General features: G+C 60.5%; 15 protein-coding genes. 2 read left to right on the forward strand and 13 right to left on the reverse strand.

Annotation, left to right across the window (positions count from 1 at the left end; genetic code table 11):
* From WAZ62_RS16255 to urtA, 13 genes are all read right to left on the reverse strand, one after another.
* The coding region (locus tag WAZ62_RS16255) for a reverse transcriptase domain-containing protein (protein ID WP_422644583.1) at positions 1 to 948 on the reverse strand (948 nt) is incomplete at its 3' end.
* Positions 949 to 1,122: 174 nt separating this feature from the next.
* Positions 1,123 to 2,049, reverse strand: a complete 927-nt coding sequence (locus WAZ62_RS16260; protein ID WP_422644584.1) for a retron St85 family effector protein — start codon at positions 2,047 to 2,049, stop codon at positions 1,123 to 1,125.
* A 161-nt stretch (positions 2,050 to 2,210) separates the two neighbouring features.
* Positions 2,211 to 2,612, reverse strand: coding sequence for a type II toxin-antitoxin system VapC family toxin (locus WAZ62_RS16265; protein ID WP_422644585.1), 402 nt, complete (start codon positions 2,610 to 2,612; stop codon positions 2,211 to 2,213).
* Positions 2,612 to 2,857 carry a type II toxin-antitoxin system Phd/YefM family antitoxin gene (locus WAZ62_RS16270; protein WP_422644586.1) on the reverse strand — a complete coding sequence of 82 codons (246 nt, stop codon included), beginning with the start codon at positions 2,855 to 2,857 and terminating at the stop codon, positions 2,612 to 2,614. The genes WAZ62_RS16265 and WAZ62_RS16270 overlap by 1 nt, the downstream gene beginning before the upstream one ends.
* Positions 2,858 to 3,088: 231 nt before the next feature.
* Positions 3,089 to 3,508, reverse strand: a complete 420-nt coding sequence (locus tag WAZ62_RS16275) for a putative toxin-antitoxin system toxin component, PIN family (protein WP_422644587.1) — start codon at positions 3,506 to 3,508, stop codon at positions 3,089 to 3,091.
* Between the two features lie 2 nt (positions 3,509 to 3,510).
* Positions 3,511 to 3,762, reverse strand: coding sequence for a ribbon-helix-helix domain-containing protein (locus WAZ62_RS16280; protein WP_422644588.1), 252 nt, complete (start codon positions 3,760 to 3,762; stop codon positions 3,511 to 3,513).
* A 67-nt stretch (positions 3,763 to 3,829) separates the two neighbouring features.
* Positions 3,830 to 4,189, reverse strand: a complete 360-nt coding sequence (locus WAZ62_RS16285; RefSeq protein WP_422644589.1) for an FmdB family zinc ribbon protein — start codon at positions 4,187 to 4,189, stop codon at positions 3,830 to 3,832.
* A gap of 49 nt (positions 4,190 to 4,238) precedes the next feature.
* Positions 4,239 to 5,468, reverse strand: a complete 1,230-nt coding sequence (gene fmdA / locus WAZ62_RS16290; RefSeq protein ID WP_422644590.1) for a formamidase — start codon at positions 5,466 to 5,468, stop codon at positions 4,239 to 4,241.
* A 31-nt stretch (positions 5,469 to 5,499) separates the two neighbouring features.
* Positions 5,500 to 6,189: an urea ABC transporter ATP-binding subunit UrtE gene (gene urtE / locus WAZ62_RS16295; RefSeq protein WP_422644591.1), complete on the reverse strand. Its 690-nt coding sequence runs from the start codon at positions 6,187 to 6,189 to the stop codon at positions 5,500 to 5,502.
* 16 nt (positions 6,190 to 6,205) lie between these two features.
* The gene (urtD, locus tag WAZ62_RS16300) at positions 6,206 to 6,967 is read right to left on the reverse strand and encodes an urea ABC transporter ATP-binding protein UrtD (protein WP_422644592.1); all 762 of its coding nucleotides are present in this window, start codon (positions 6,965 to 6,967) and stop codon (positions 6,206 to 6,208) included.
* 14 nt (positions 6,968 to 6,981) lie between these two features.
* Positions 6,982 to 8,103, reverse strand: coding sequence for an urea ABC transporter permease subunit UrtC (gene urtC, locus WAZ62_RS16305; protein ID WP_422644593.1), 1,122 nt, complete (start codon positions 8,101 to 8,103; stop codon positions 6,982 to 6,984).
* A gap of 5 nt (positions 8,104 to 8,108) precedes the next feature.
* Positions 8,109 to 9,032: an urea ABC transporter permease subunit UrtB gene (urtB, locus tag WAZ62_RS16310; RefSeq protein ID WP_422644594.1), complete on the reverse strand. Its 924-nt coding sequence runs from the start codon at positions 9,030 to 9,032 to the stop codon at positions 8,109 to 8,111.
* A gap of 147 nt (positions 9,033 to 9,179) precedes the next feature.
* A complete protein-coding gene (gene urtA, locus WAZ62_RS16315) occupies positions 9,180 to 10,448 on the reverse strand; it encodes an urea ABC transporter substrate-binding protein (RefSeq protein WP_422644595.1) in 1,269 nt (422 codons plus the stop codon).
* 244 nt (positions 10,449 to 10,692) lie between these two features.
* Between urtA and WAZ62_RS16320 the strand changes: the two genes are divergently transcribed.
* A complete protein-coding gene (locus WAZ62_RS16320; RefSeq protein WP_422644596.1) occupies positions 10,693 to 14,082 on the forward strand; it encodes an ATP-binding protein in 3,390 nt (1,129 codons plus the stop codon).
* A partial coding sequence (locus tag WAZ62_RS16325; protein WP_422644597.1) for a response regulator occupies positions 14,069 to 14,559 on the forward strand: 491 nt, incomplete at its 3' end. The genes WAZ62_RS16320 and WAZ62_RS16325, both read left to right, overlap by 14 nt.

Genomic DNA, 14,559 nt, shown 5'->3' on the forward strand with positions numbered 1-14,559 from the left:
CAACCGACGCCTCGCCAAGGACTGGGAAAACCTCGCCGACACCCTTCGCGCTTTCGTCACCCTCGCCTCGATCCAACTCGCCATCAGAAGGCTCGCGCGATAGTAGGCTTTTGAGTCAGGTTCTAAAACCCCTCTCAATTGATCTTGGTTTTGATGCGCCCAATGAATATTTCTCGATGCCTTAAAAAACAATGATCTATAAATCCTACGTTGCGTACCCGGTATTTTCGGAAAATCAAGATGAGTCAAAAGCCCCAAAGTTATACGAGGCAATCCTTTTGGATAAAATCTTGTCTTATCACCATTTACAACAAAGCCACTACTCTCGATAATATTGGCAGCGTAATTATAAAATTTCGGATGATTGAAATTTCTTTCTTTATAGAAAAACATGTCGTCACTATATCTAAGATATAGCATTTCCCATGTCTCAGCCAATTTTTTCAAACGGCTGTCCATACGCCAAGCAATAAAATTAGAAATTGAGGGACTGGTTGGCGCACCCTGCGCCAAGTGGTTATCAAAAGTTGTTAACCTAGCAAGAATGAAAGAAGATGCATCTGAAAATCCAATAAATTTAAATAAACCTAAAACACGATTGAAGGTTATTGCAGGAAAAAAATCCTTGATATCAATTTTCAACACCGCCTTTCCGGGACAAAATTCTCTCGCAGCTGTCAATATTGACCGCGCCCCTACATAAGAATGTACACACGCATCAGCGGAATATTGTGATAGAATTTTTTTATTAATAGCCCTCTGAACACCCTTTAGCTCAGATAAAGGGATGTTCAACTCACGGAATTTCGACGGATCTGAATTCTTTGGAATCCGTATTGACGTGTAATATCTTTCTGGATTTTCAACCAAATAAAAGATGTGCTGCGGAGCAAAGCCCAAGAATTCGGCAATAGAAACCAAATTCCTACACTCGTCCGCAGCCACCATTCCTACTTCTTCTCTCTCTCGATGCCAGGCAATAAAGCGTAAAGTGTAAATTCACTTTTCGGTTTATTGCGTGGCAGGCTTCTGCGTACTTCGCGTGCCCGCAACGATGACATTGCGTCCCCCTAACAGGGGATTGCTAGGAACTCACATATACTACCTCAACGACAAACAGCGTCAAGCTGCCGCGAGCGCCTTCGAACGCGCCTTACTGATCGCGGTTGAACTAAATGGCTCAAGCAAGCTGTCTTTAAAGCCATTTACCGACCGATACCGGCCCGATCCAATTTTTTCAATCCTTCCCGCCTTATAAAGACCGCTCAAAGCGGGATTTAATTGATTAGGATGAAGACCCGATGATAAAAGTAATTCCGCATAGCTCGGCCGATCCCCCACAAGTATAGAAATGAGCGCCGCTGCCATCTGATAATTTTCACGAATTGGCTTAATGTATTTAGAATAACCATCAAAGTTACCACCAAATCTTATCATCGTATTTCTGAGATAATCATGACGATTTAAGTATCGAGCGTATTTGAAAAACGTCAAAGGATACCTAATTTTGCCCAGCATCTCATTCTTATTTTTATCATCAAAATAAATTACGCTATTTGGATTCAATTTTGTAAGCAAACTAAGCGGTCCTCTCGATATATAGCTTTCAGCTCTGTAGAATTTTCCCGAGATCAACACTACCAATCTTTCCCGAATACCATCAATTTGTGTAAATGTCCCAAGCTCAGCTATAGAGCCAGGAGAATCAAGTATCAATAAAGTGAAATCAACATCGTGTGCAAAAGTAATTTCCAATGTCTGCAAATCAGTTGATCTTTTATTATAATTAAACAAACTTTCTATTTCTTCACCATATATAGCTTTAACATTCGGAATTCGCTCAAGTTCTTTTCTTGCCACATCTCTAACCACAATTCCGTCAGAAGAATAACCGGGTCCACAGACAAATACCCGTGAAGACATATTTTGCGCAGCAATCTTGAGCAATGATGGTTGAATTATCACGGCGATGCTTCCAGCCAGAAAATTTATCGATAGACCAATAGAAAAACCAAATATAGCGAATCTTAGAATTTCTGGGAATAGCATCAATTCCGGGGACGCTACAATTCCGGGCAATTCCGGGCAATTCCGGGCAATTCCGGGCAATTCCGGGGACGCTATACAAAATTCGGTCTAATAAGCCATCAATACCGGCACCTCTTCGTTCGGCCAACGAATGTCGACATTCGCACGCCGGAAGCGAGACCTCACGCCCCCATCATCACGCCTTCGGCACGGGCCGCGCGGGCCAGGGCTTCGTCGAGGGTCGTCAGGGGGATGGCTTCGCGCAAGGCCAATTCAAGATAGGCGGCGTCATAGACTGTCAGCCGGTGACGTCGTGCCAGTTGCATCAGCGCCTCGCCATCGGGGGTGCGATCGAGCTGGATCGGCAGGTCCGCGAGCAGGGCCAGAGCGCGGGCCGTGGTGTCGCTGTCGAGGCGGCCGCGGCGTTCGTTGACGATGAACAGATTGCGCATCTCGAACCACCACAGGCTGGGCACGAGGGCGTGGTCGTCGACGAGACGATTATAGGCGGCCGTCGCCTGGGTATGGCCTTCGTCCGGCATCAGCCAGCAGGCCGCGATCGAGGCGTCGATCACGAAGGGCATCAGTATTTGTGCCCTTCATGCCGGGCCGACAGGATGTCCTCGACGGTGAGGCGCGGCATCGTCTGACGGAACGCCTCGATGCGCTCCATCGCCTTGCGCACTTCCGCCGCGCGGCCCTCGACTTCCGGCACGAGACGGGCGATGGCACGGCCATGGCGGGTGATGACGATGGTCTCCCCCCGCTCCACCGCATCGAGCAGCTGGGGCAGATGGGTCTTGGCTTCGGAGGATTGAATTTCCCGCATGGAGGCGCCTCTCCAGACCAAACCGGTCGATCATATGGGTCGATCCTAGCGGGAGTCCGCTGGAATGTCGACCTGACGGCCCTTGCCGGGACGACGGGGAACAGCGTCCGGAATTCCTGAGACGCTAATTGAATCGCCCCCCACCACGACAGGCGGTTTCACATCACCGTCTTCGGGCCGTTGCCGCCCCGACGAGCGACCGCTGTCACCGCACGCGCGGACACCCCGCGCTCAAGGGAGCCGTCGATGCAGGACGAGGAACTCTCGCACCGAGAGGATGCGGGTGCCTTCGTAGTGCTTCAGGCACAGGATGTCCCGCTTGTCGCCGGTGACGGGAAAATCAGCCGCGCCGGCGGCGGCCATGGCCAGCAGATAATTATCGTAAGGATCGTCACAGACCGTGACCTTGGGCAGGTCCACCAGTTCCACGGCAAGCCCGCGCAAGTCGTTGACGAGGCGCCCAGCCAGCGCCGGGGCGAGACGCGCCCTGATCTTGGGGTAACGGGTGACCCGCATCAGTTCGTCGATCTGCTCGCCCGAGGTCAGCAGATCGAACCAGCCTTCCCGCCATAACACCATCAGATGGGCGGGAAGGGAGCCGCCCGCGAGCAAGGCACTGATCAGGACATTGGTATCGAGGACCAGCCGCACCCTTACTTCGCCCGCGGCAGGCGGGTCGCCGTCACGGCTTCATCGAGCAGGGCCTGCATCTCGTCGTCAGGCAGATCGGCGAATTTGGCGCGCGCCTCGCTCATGCTCTGTTCGAGCACGCGCCACTTCACGGCTTCCTCGATGAATTTCGAGAGATCGCCTTTCTTGCCGCCGCGCTGCGCGATGAAACTGCGCACAGCGATATCGGTTTCCTCGGACACGGAAACGGTCCAACGGGCGGTGCCGGCCATCATGGTCTCCCGGAATGAGGTCTACTCATATACGGATAACATGATAAGCGCTTATCCACAAACGCCCCCCTCAGTGGCTGATCATCCAGGGGCGTTTCGAGGGGAAACTCTTGGCGCCGGACGGGGTCTTGGCCGTGGCGCTCTTCTTCTTTCTCGTCGTGGTGCAGCAGGAGCAGCCGGAGCGATGGCTTTTCGCCGCCTGTTTCGCGGCATATTCGCCGGTCGTCATCGGCTTGTTCTGGGCCTTTTCGTTGGTTTCCATGGCGAAGCGGGTTTCGGTACCGACGCAGGCCATCATGGGCGGGGTCAGATAGGCGCGCGGGGCCGGGTCGCCGCATTCGGGGCAGGCGCAGGGCAGCGAGGAGTCCGACATGGGCCGCATTTCGGTGAAGGGCCCGCAATCGAGGCAATCGTATTCGTAGAGCGGCATCGCGTCCTCCAGATGTCCCGGCCGGCGAACCGGCCGGGACCTTCCGTCATTATTCGTCGTAGGCGATCGGCATGTCGATATCGCCGGTGATGAATTTGGTCGGGCCGGCGGCATTGGGGTTGATGTCGAAATCGAAGATTTCCGTCGGCAGCCACAGGGTGGCGCAGGCGTTCGGAATATCGACGACGCCCGAGATATGGCCCTGCACCGGCGCGGTGCCGAGGATCGAATAGGCCTGGGCGCCGGAATAGCCGAATTTCTTCAGATATTCGATGGCGTTGAGGCAGGCCTGGCGATAGGCGACGTGAACGTCGAGGTAATGCTGGCCGCCGGCCTCGTCGACCGAGATACCCTCGAAGATCACATAGTCCTTGTAGTTGGGCGTGATCGGCGACGGCTTGAAGATCGGATTCTTGATGCCGTATTTGGCCATGCCGCCCTTGATCACATCGACTTTGATGTGCAGCCAGCCGGCCATTTCGATGGCGCCGCAGAAGGTGATCTCGCCGTCGCCCTGGGAGAAGTGCAGGTCGCCCATCGAAAGGCCGCCGCCCGGGACATAGACCGGGAAGAAGCATTTGGAGCCGCGCGAGAGATCCTTGATGTCGCAATTCCCGCCATGCTCGCGCGGGGGCACGGTGCGGGCGCCGGTCGCGGCGGCGGCGGCCTTGGCCTCGCCCTTCAGGCGGCCCATGTGGGCGGTCGGGGCGAAGGGCGGATTGGCCAGCGGCGGCACCCGGGTCGGGTTGGTCGCGATGAAATCGACCTCGCGCTTGTTCCAGGTCTCGAGCAGCTTCGGATCGGGCAGGCAACCGATCAGCCCGGGATGGATCAGCCCGGCATATTTCACGCTGGGGATATGGCGCGAGGTGGTGAACATGCCGTGGAAGTCCCAGATCGACTTCTGCGCGCTGGGAAAATGTTCGGTCAGGAAGCCGCCGCCGTTCTTCTTGGAGAAGAAGCCGTTGAAGCCCCAGAGACTGTCTTCCTTGGCGCCGATGTCGAGGAAGTCGACGACGAGGAGATCACCCGGCTCCGCCCCTTCGACACCGATCGGGCCGGAGAGGAAATGCACCGTGGTCAGGTCGACATCGCGAACGTCCGCCGCGCTGTCGTCGTTCTTGATGTAGCCGCCGGTCCAGTCGTAGGTCTCGATCACGAAATCATCGCCGGGCTTCACCCAGGCGACGATCGGAATATCCGGGTGCCAGCGGTTGTGCACCATGTCGTTCTCGTAAGGAGAGGTCGACAGATCCACTTCGATCAGCTTCTTGGCCATTGGGGACTCCCTTCTGATTGAACCTGTTGAATTACACCGCGAGGAAGCGGCTGATGGTTTCCTCGTCCACTTCGGCGCGGATGTTCTCGTGGACGATGCGGCCGTTCTCGATCACGAGAATGCGGTCGGCGACATCGAGCACGAAGGACAGCACCTGTTCGCAGACGACGATGCAGAGATTGGTCATGTCGCGGATCTGGCGCAGCACCTTGGCCATGTCCTTGATGATGGAGGGCTGGATGCCCTCGGTCGGCTCGTCGAGGAGGAGGACCTTGGGGTTGGTGGCGAGGGCCCGGGCGATGGCGAGCTGCTGCTGCTGGCCACCCGAGAGGTTACCGCCGCGGCGCTTCGCGAATTCCTTGAGGATCGGGAAGATCTCGTAAAGCTCTTCCGGCACCTGCTTGCGGCCCGAAACGATGAGGCCGGTCTCGATATTCTCCTTCACCGTCATGGTGCCGAAGATCTGGCGCCCTTGCGGGACATAGGCGATGCCCTGCTTCACCCGCTGGTGCGAGGCGAGTTTCTGCACCTCCATGTCGCCGAGGGTCACGGTGCCCGAGGCGGTGGGCAATATGCCGACGAGGGATTTCATCAGCGTCGACTTGCCCATGCCGTTGCGACCGACCACGGCGACGATCTCGCCGGGCGCCACCTTGAAATCGAGACCGTGGAGAACCTCGCTCTGGCCATAGGCCACCTTGAGATCGCGGACGTCGAGCATTGTCATCACTCCTGTCTCAATGGCCGAGATAGACTTCGCGCACGCGCGGGTCTTCCTGGATCACATCCATCCGCCCTTCGGCGAGGACCTTGCCCTGGTGCAGCACGGTGACCTTGTGGGCGATGGATTCGACGAATTTCATGTCGTGCTCGATCACGATCACGGCGCGGCCCTCGATGATCCGGTTCAACAGCTCGGCGGTCTTCACCCGCTCGGCGACCGACATGCCGGCGACCGGCTCGTCGAGCATCAGAAGTTCCGGGTCCTGGATCAGCAACATGCCGATTTCCAGCCATTGCTTCTGGCCATGGCTGAGGATTTCCGCCCTGGTGTTCAGATGGTCCTTCAGGAAGATCATCTCGGCGATCTCGTCGATGCGGGCGATGACATCGCTGCTCCGCCGGAAGGCGAGGGAGCCGAAGACGCCCCGCCCCTTGGGATAGGAAATCTCGAGGTTCTCGAGCACGGTCAGGTCTTCGTAGATCGAGGGGTTCTGGAATTTCCGCCCGATGCCGAGGCGGACGATCTCGTGTTCCTTCAGTTTCGTCACTTCCGTGTCGTTGAACCTGATGGAGCCGTCCGAGACCTTGGTGCGGCCACAGATGAGGTCGAGCACGGTAGTCTTGCCGGCGCCATTGGGGCCGATGATCACCCGCAGCTCGCCCTTCTGGATGTAGAGCGAGAGATCGTTGACCGCCTTGAAACCGTCGAAGGAGACGGTGACGCCTTCGACGGCGAGGAGGATGTCGCTTTCGACGATGGGACCGATGACGGGCATGGGCTTGTCTCCTCTCACTCGGCCGGGGTCGGGGCGGGCCGGTCGGTCGGCTTGGCGCCGCCGCCGAACAGCACCCGAACCAGCCAGGGGCGGACGTAATCCTCGACGAGGCCGGCGAGACCCTTGGGGAAGAACAGCGTCACGCCGATGAAGAGACCGCCCATGGCGAAGAGCCAGAGTTCGGGGAACATTTCCGAGAAGGTCGTCTTCGCCGCGTTGACGATGAGCGCGCCGAGAAGGGCGCCGATCAGCGACAGCCGGCCGCCCAGAGCGCAGAAGATCACCATCTCGATCGAGGGCACGATGCCGATGATGGTGGGCGACATGAAGCCGACCTGCAGGGTGAACATCGCCCCGCCGATGCCGGCGAGCGCCGCCGCCGCGCAGAAGACGAAGGTCTTGAAGTTGGCGACGTCGTAACCCGAGAAGCGTACCCGCTCCTCCTTGTCGCGGATGGCGACGAGGATGCGGCCGAGCTTGGACTTGAGGATGAAGCGCCCGATCAGGATGCAGAGGAGCAGCAGGCCGACGCAGATGAAGTAGAGGATGTTGTGCGCGCCGTCGGTGCGGATGTCCCAGCCGAGCAGGGTGCGCAGGTCGGTGATGCCGTTGATGCCGCCGGTATAGCCCTGCTGGCCGATGATCAGGATGGTGAGCACCGCCGTCACCGCCTGGGTGATGATGGCGAAATAGACGCCGCCCACCCGTCGCTTGAACATGGCATAGGCGAGGATGAAGGCGATCGCCGCCGGCACCGCCATGATGGCGAAGACGGTGAAGCCGAAGGAATGGAACGGCTGCCAGAAGAAGGGCAGTTCGGTCAGCTGGTTCCAGTCCATGAAGTCGGGGATGCCCGGGGTCGACTGGATCTTGGTCGCTTCCGGGGTGGAGGCTTCGAGCTTCAGGAACATGGCGATGCAATAGCCGCCAAGGCCGAAGAAGATGCCCTGCCCCAGCGACAGGATGCCGGTATAGCCCCAGCACAGCACGAGGCCGAGGGCGACGAAGCCGAAGGAGAGATATTTGCCGACGAGGTTCAGGCGGAAATCGTCGAGCAGCGCCGGGAAGACGACGACCAGCAGGACCGTGAGCAGCAGGAAACCGAGCCAGTTACCGGCGAGGGAGCGAATGTTCATGGGTCTTACCTCCGCACCTTGAGGACGAAGAGGCCCTGGGGCCGCAGCATCAGGAGGCCGATGACGATGAGAAGCGTGATCACCTTGGCCATGGAGCCGGAGATGAAGAATTCCAGCGCCGACTGGCTTTGCGAGATCGTGAAGGCGGAGGCGACGGTGCCGAGCAGGCTCTGCGCGCCGCCGAAGACGACGACGAGGAAAGTGTCGACGATATAGAGCTGACCCGAGGTCGGCCCGGTCGAGCCGATCATGGTGAAGGCCGCGCCGGCGACACCGGCGACGCCGCAACCAAGGCCGAAGGTCATGCGGTCGACTTTTCGCGTGTCGATGCCGACCGCGCCCGACATGATGCGGTTGGTGGTCACGGCCCGGACCTGCAGGCCCCAGCGCGACTTGAACAGAAGGACGAGCACGGCGACGGTGATGGCGACGGTGAGGCCCATGACGAAGAGACCGTTGATCTGCACCTCGATCGTATCGGTCACGTTCAGCGAGCCCATCATCCAGTCGGGCAGCTCGACGCCGACCTCGCGCGCGCCGAAGGTCGACCGGAAGATCTGCTGCAGGATCAGCGACAGGCCCCAGGTGGCGAGCAGCGTATCGAGCGGCCGGGCATAGAGATGCCGGATCATGATCCATTCGACGAAGAGGCCGAGCGCCCCCGCGACGATGAAGGCGAAGACCATGGCGAAGAAGAAATAGGCGGGATAGGCGAAGGGCAGGAACTCGGTGAACAGGTGTGACGTGAGATAGGTCACATAGGCGCCGAGGATCATGAACTCGCCATGGGCCATGTTGATGACGCCCATCTGGCCGAAGATGATGGCAAGGCCGAGCGCCATCAGGACGAAGACCGAAAACAGGATCAGCCCGGCGAAGCCCTGCATCACCAGGATCGAGCTCAGCTCGGCGAATGAATAATCGAACATGGCCGCGTCACCCCGCACGACGGTTGATGCCTCCCCGGCCTCCCCTGCCCGGCGTCACCCCGGCGAAGGCCGGGGTCTCGTCGGGCAGGGGCACCGGGGCCAATTCCCACGAGGTCCCGGCCTGCGCCGGGACGACGATGAGACGACTTACTGGTAGCCCTTGGGGAAGGGGTTCGGTTCCACAAGGTCCGCCGTCTCGTAGACGACGTCATACTGGCCATCCTTGCGGGCGCGGCCGACGCGGGTCTTCGACCACAGGTGATGGTTCTCGTGGATGCGGACGTAACCTTCGGGCGCGCCCGTGAACTCGATGCCCGGCGAGGCCGCCGCCACCTTGTCGATATCGAAGCTGCCGGCCTTTTCGACCGTCGCCTTCCACAGCCAGGGGCCGAGATAGGCGGCCTGGGTGACGTCGCCGATGACGATATCCTTGCCCCACATGGCCTTGAAGGCCTCGACGAACTTCTTGTTGTTCTCGTTGTCGAGCGACTGGAAATACTTCATGCAGGCATAGGCGCCGACAATATTCTCGCCGCCGATGCCCAGAATCTCGTCCTCGGTGACCGAGATCGTCAGCAGGGTCTGCTTGTTCTCAAGATCGAAGCCCGCGGCCTTCAGCTGCTTGTAGAAGGCGACGTTGGAGCCGCCGACGATGATCGCATAGATCACATCCGGCTTCTTCAGCTTGATCTTGTTGATGACCGAGTTGAACTGGGTGTGGCCCAGCGGGAAATATTCCTCGCCGACGACTTCGAGCTTCTGGAAATTCTCGATGTGCTTGCGGGCGATCTTGTTCGAGGTGCGCGGCCAGATGTAATCCGAGCCGAGCAGGTAGAAGGTCTTGGCGCCCTTCTCCTTCACCACCCAGTCGAGGCCGGCGATGATCTGCTGGGTCGCTTCCTGGCCGGTGTAGATGACGTTCTTGGACTGCTCCAGGCCTTCATAGAAGGTCGGGTAGTAGAGCATCCCGTTGTATTGCTCGAACACCGGCAGCACGGCTTTCCGCGAGGCCGAGGTCCAGCAGCCGAACACGGAAGCGCATTTGTCGTTGACCAGCAGCTTCTTCGCCTTCTCGGCGAAGGTCGGCCAGTCGGAGGCGCCGTCTTCCTGGATGTATTTGATCTTGCGGCCGAGCACGCCGCCCATGGCGTTGATCTGCTCGATCGCCAGTTTCTCGGCCTGCACCGAACCCGTTTCCGAGATCGCCATGGTGCCGGTGACCGAATGCAGGATGCCGACGGTCACTTCCGTGTCGGTGACGGCAAGGCCCGTTGTGTTCACGCCGTCGGCCGCGAAGCTGGACCGGGCGGCACCGCCGAAGGCCGCCATGGCCGGCACCGCCGCCATGCCCTTCAGCAGCTGCCGCCGCAGCGGCGAAGTCAGGCCCGTCTTCTCGTTGATATCGTCGCTAGCCATGCGCCCCTCCTGTCGGGTGGTCCCTGAAAGATCGGATCGGGACAACGTCCCTGCGGAGCGATGGTCGGTCGATTTTGTGCAGTGCAGCCATACGCAGAACTGCGTATTTGCAGCGCAGCAATTGCGCACCACTGTCTACGCATCGGTGGGCGACAAGGGGCACCACACCACGGAAGCTGCGCGAGAGGCGGTGCGGAGGTATTGTTCGCCGAGGTGAGGCGTTCGGGAAATCAGGGGCCAGGGGATGTCGGCACGACAGCGCATCGTCAGGGTGCGCCGCCAGTACAATCAGTGGGTGGCGAACCAGACGCTGGAGGATTACGCGCTTCGCTTCACCGCGAAGGGCGCCCGGCGCTGGTCTTCCTTCCGCGTCGCGAACACGGCCCTGGGCGCCATTTCATTCCTGGCGCTGGAAGCGATCGGCGGCGCCATCACTCTATCTTATGGTTTCAGCAATGCAACCACGGCGATTATCGTCGTCGGCATTCTCATTGGCCTGACCGGGATTCCCATCACTTATTATGCCGCGAAATACGGTGTCGATATCGATCTGCTGACCCGGGGCGCGGGCTTTGGCTATATCGGCTCCACCCTCACCTCGCTGATCTATGCGTCCTTCACCTTCATCTTCTTCGCGATCGAAGCGGCGATCATGGCCCACGCCCTCGAGATGATGTTCGGCCTTCCCCCCTCGATCGGCTATATCGTCTGCGCCCTCGCCGTCATTCCGGTGGTAACCCATGGTATTACTCTGATCAGCCGGTTCCAGATGTGGACGCAGCCCTTCTGGGTCGTGCTCCATCTGATGCCCTTCGCCTTCCTGGCCTTTTCCGGCGGCGATACCTTCAGCAGCTGGCAGGCCCATACCGGGCGCCACGGCGCCGCCGATGGCGGCATCGACCTCATTTCCTTCGGCCTCGCCGCCTCGGTCGTCTTCTCGCTCGTCGCGCAGATCGGCGAACAGGTCGACTTCCTGCGCTTCCTGCCGGCCGATCCGCCGACGCGGCGCGGGCGCGTCGGCTGGTGGGCGGCGCTGCTGGCGGCGGGGCCGGGCTGGATCGTGCTGGGCGTCCTCAAGATGCTGGCGGGATCGCTGCTCGCCGTGCTCTGCCTTCAGCAAGGCATTCCGGCCGACAAGGCGTCGGAGCCGACCGAGATGTATCTCGTCGCCTTCGGCACGATGTTCGACGATCCCCATGTCGCCCTTGGCCTCGCCGGCGCCTTCGTCGTCTTGTCGCAGTTCAAGATCAATGTGACCAATGCCTATGCCGGCTCGATCGCCTGGTCGAATTTCTTCTCGCGCCTGACCCACAGCCATCCCGGCCGCGTGGTCTGGCTGGTGTTCAACGTCATCATCGCCCTGATGCTGATGGAACTCGGCGTCTATGAGGCGCTCGAACAGATCCTCGGGCTCTATTCCGTGATCGCCATCGCCTGGGTCGGCGCCATCGTCTCGGATCTCGTCGTCAACAAGCCGCTGGGCCTGAGCCCGAAGCATATCGAATTCAAGCGCGCCCATCTCTACGACATCAACCCGGTCGGCGTCGGCTCCATGCTGTTCGCGACGGCGATCGCCTCGATCGCCCTGTTCGGCGCCTTCGGGGCCGAGTTGCAATCCCTCGCCCCGTTCCTCGCCCTCATCGTCGCCTTCACCACGGCGCCGCTGATCGCCATCGCCACCAAGGGCCGCTATTACATCGCGCGGACGCCCCGGCGGAACTGGCGCAAGCGCACCATCATCGCCTGCTGTATCTGCGAACACAGTTTCGAGCCCGAGGACATGGCCTTCTGCCCGGCCTACGAGGGGCCGATCTGTTCCCTGTGCTGTTCGCTCGACGCCCGCTGCCACGACAGCTGCAAGAGCAAGGCGCGCATTCCCGACCAGGCCCTGCATCTCCTGGGCAAGATCCTGCCCGCCCGCGTGGTGGAGCGGCTGAATTCCCGCTTCGGCCATTATCTCGGCATCCAGTCGATCGCCGCCGCCGTGATCGGCCTGACCCTGTGGCTGGTCTATTACCAGAGCACGCTCGATGTCGGCGGCCATGATCCCGCCCTCGCCGGGATGATGTGGTCGATCTTCTTCATCCTGTTCATCATCACCGGGGTCGCCGCCTGGCTCTTCGTCCTCGCCCAGGAAAGCCGCCATGTCGCGCAGGAGGAATCGGCGCGCCAGACCACCCTTCTCATGCAGGAAATCGAGGCCCACAAGATCACCGACGCCAAGCTGCAGAAGGCGAAGGAAGCGGCCGAATCCGCCAATCTGGCCAAGACGCGCTATGTCGTCGGCATCAGCCACGAGTTGCGCACGCCGCTGAACGCCATCTTCGGCTATGCCCAGTTGCTCGACCGCGATCCCTCCATGCCCGCCCATCGCCAGGACGCGGTGAAGGTGATCCGGCGCAGCGCCGAACATCTGACCGGCCTGATCGAGGGCCTGCTCGATATCTCCAAGATCGAGGCCGGGCGCCTGCACCTGCACCGCGACGAGGTCCAGCTGGAGGATTTTCTCGAACAGATCGTCGGCATGTTCCGGCTGCAGGCGCAGGGCAAGGGCATCGATTTCGTCTTCGAGAAGAGCCCGAGCCTGCCCCAGGTCGTCTTCACCGACGAGAAGCGCCTGCGCCAGATCCTGATCAATCTCCTGTCCAACGCGATCAAGTTCACGCGCCAGGGCCATGTCTCCCTGCGCATCCGTTACCGCAACCCGGTCGCCGAATTCGAGGTGGAGGATACGGGCATCGGCATCCATGCCGACGATATCGGCCGCATCTTCGATCCCTTCGAGCGCGGCCGGCAGCCCAATGTCTTCGCGGCGCTGGGCACCGGCCTTGGCCTCACCATCACCAAGCTGCTGACCGAGATCATGGGCGGGGAAATCTCCGTCACTTCGGTCTTCGGCAAGGGCAGCACCTTCAAGGTCCGCCTGCTGCTCTCCGCTTCCGGCCGCCAGGTCGAGAGCCGGGACAGCGAGCCCGCGGTGCATGGCTATCTCGGCCCGCCGAAAACCGTGCTGATCGCCGATGACGAGCTGGACCACCGCGATCTCATCCAGGATTCGCTCTCGCCCATCGGCTTTACCGTGTTCGGCGCGCCCGATGGCGCGACCTGCCTTGAGCTGGCGAAAGCGGCGAAGCCGGACCTCGTGCTCCTCGATCTCTCCATGCCGGACATGAGCGGCTGGGAAGTCGCCCGCCGCCTGCGGGAGGAGCCGGGAGTGCCGCCCAAGGTCATCATCGTTTCCGCCAATGCCAATGAATATCGGCCGGGCGGCGGCGAGGGCGACGTGCATGACGATTTCCTGGTGAAGCCCGTCCATCTGCGCCGTCTGTTCGACGCCATCGGCCGCGTGCTGGACCTGACCTGGACCCATGAGGTGCCGGAGGTCCAGCCCGCGGGCCTCGCCTTCGATCGGGCCGGCCTGCCCTCGGCCCGCCATATCCAGGAATTGCTGAAACTGGGCGAGATCGGTTACGTGCGCGGCATCCAGGCCAAGCTCGACGAGATCGACCAGCAATACCCGGAATCCCAGGCTTTCACGACCGCCCTGCGGTCGATGGTGAGAGGATTTGCCCTCGATGAATACATGGACATCCTGCGCCGCCTTTCGACCGGTGGACCCCATGACCGCCCGTGACATCGTCCTCGTCGTCGACGATTCGCCCGGCACCCTCGGCCTGTTGACCGACGCGATCGAGGAGGCGGGCCTGACCGTGCTCGTCGCCGTCGCCGGCAGCGCCGCCCTCTCCCTCGTCGGCAAGATCACGCCCGACGTCATCCTGCTCGACGCGATCATGCCGGGCATGGACGGGTTCGAGACCTGCCGCCGCCTGAAGCAGCTGCCGGCCATGGCCCATGTCCCGGTCATCTTCATGACCGGCCTTTCCGAGACCGAGCATATCGTGAACGGCTTCGCCGCCGGCGGGGTCGATTACGTGACGAAGCCGATCGCGCCCGACGAGTTGGTCGCCCGCATCCGCGTCCATCTCGCCAATGCCCGCCTGACCCAGAGCGCGCGGGCCGCGCTCGACGCCACCGGCCGCTATCTCCTCGGCGCCGATCGTCAGGGCCGCATCCTGTGGGCGACGCCCCAGGCCGGCGTGCTGCTCGGCGG

Source organism: Zavarzinia sp., assembly GCF_049306435.1.
GTDB lineage: Bacteria > Pseudomonadota > Alphaproteobacteria > Zavarziniales > Zavarziniaceae > Zavarzinia.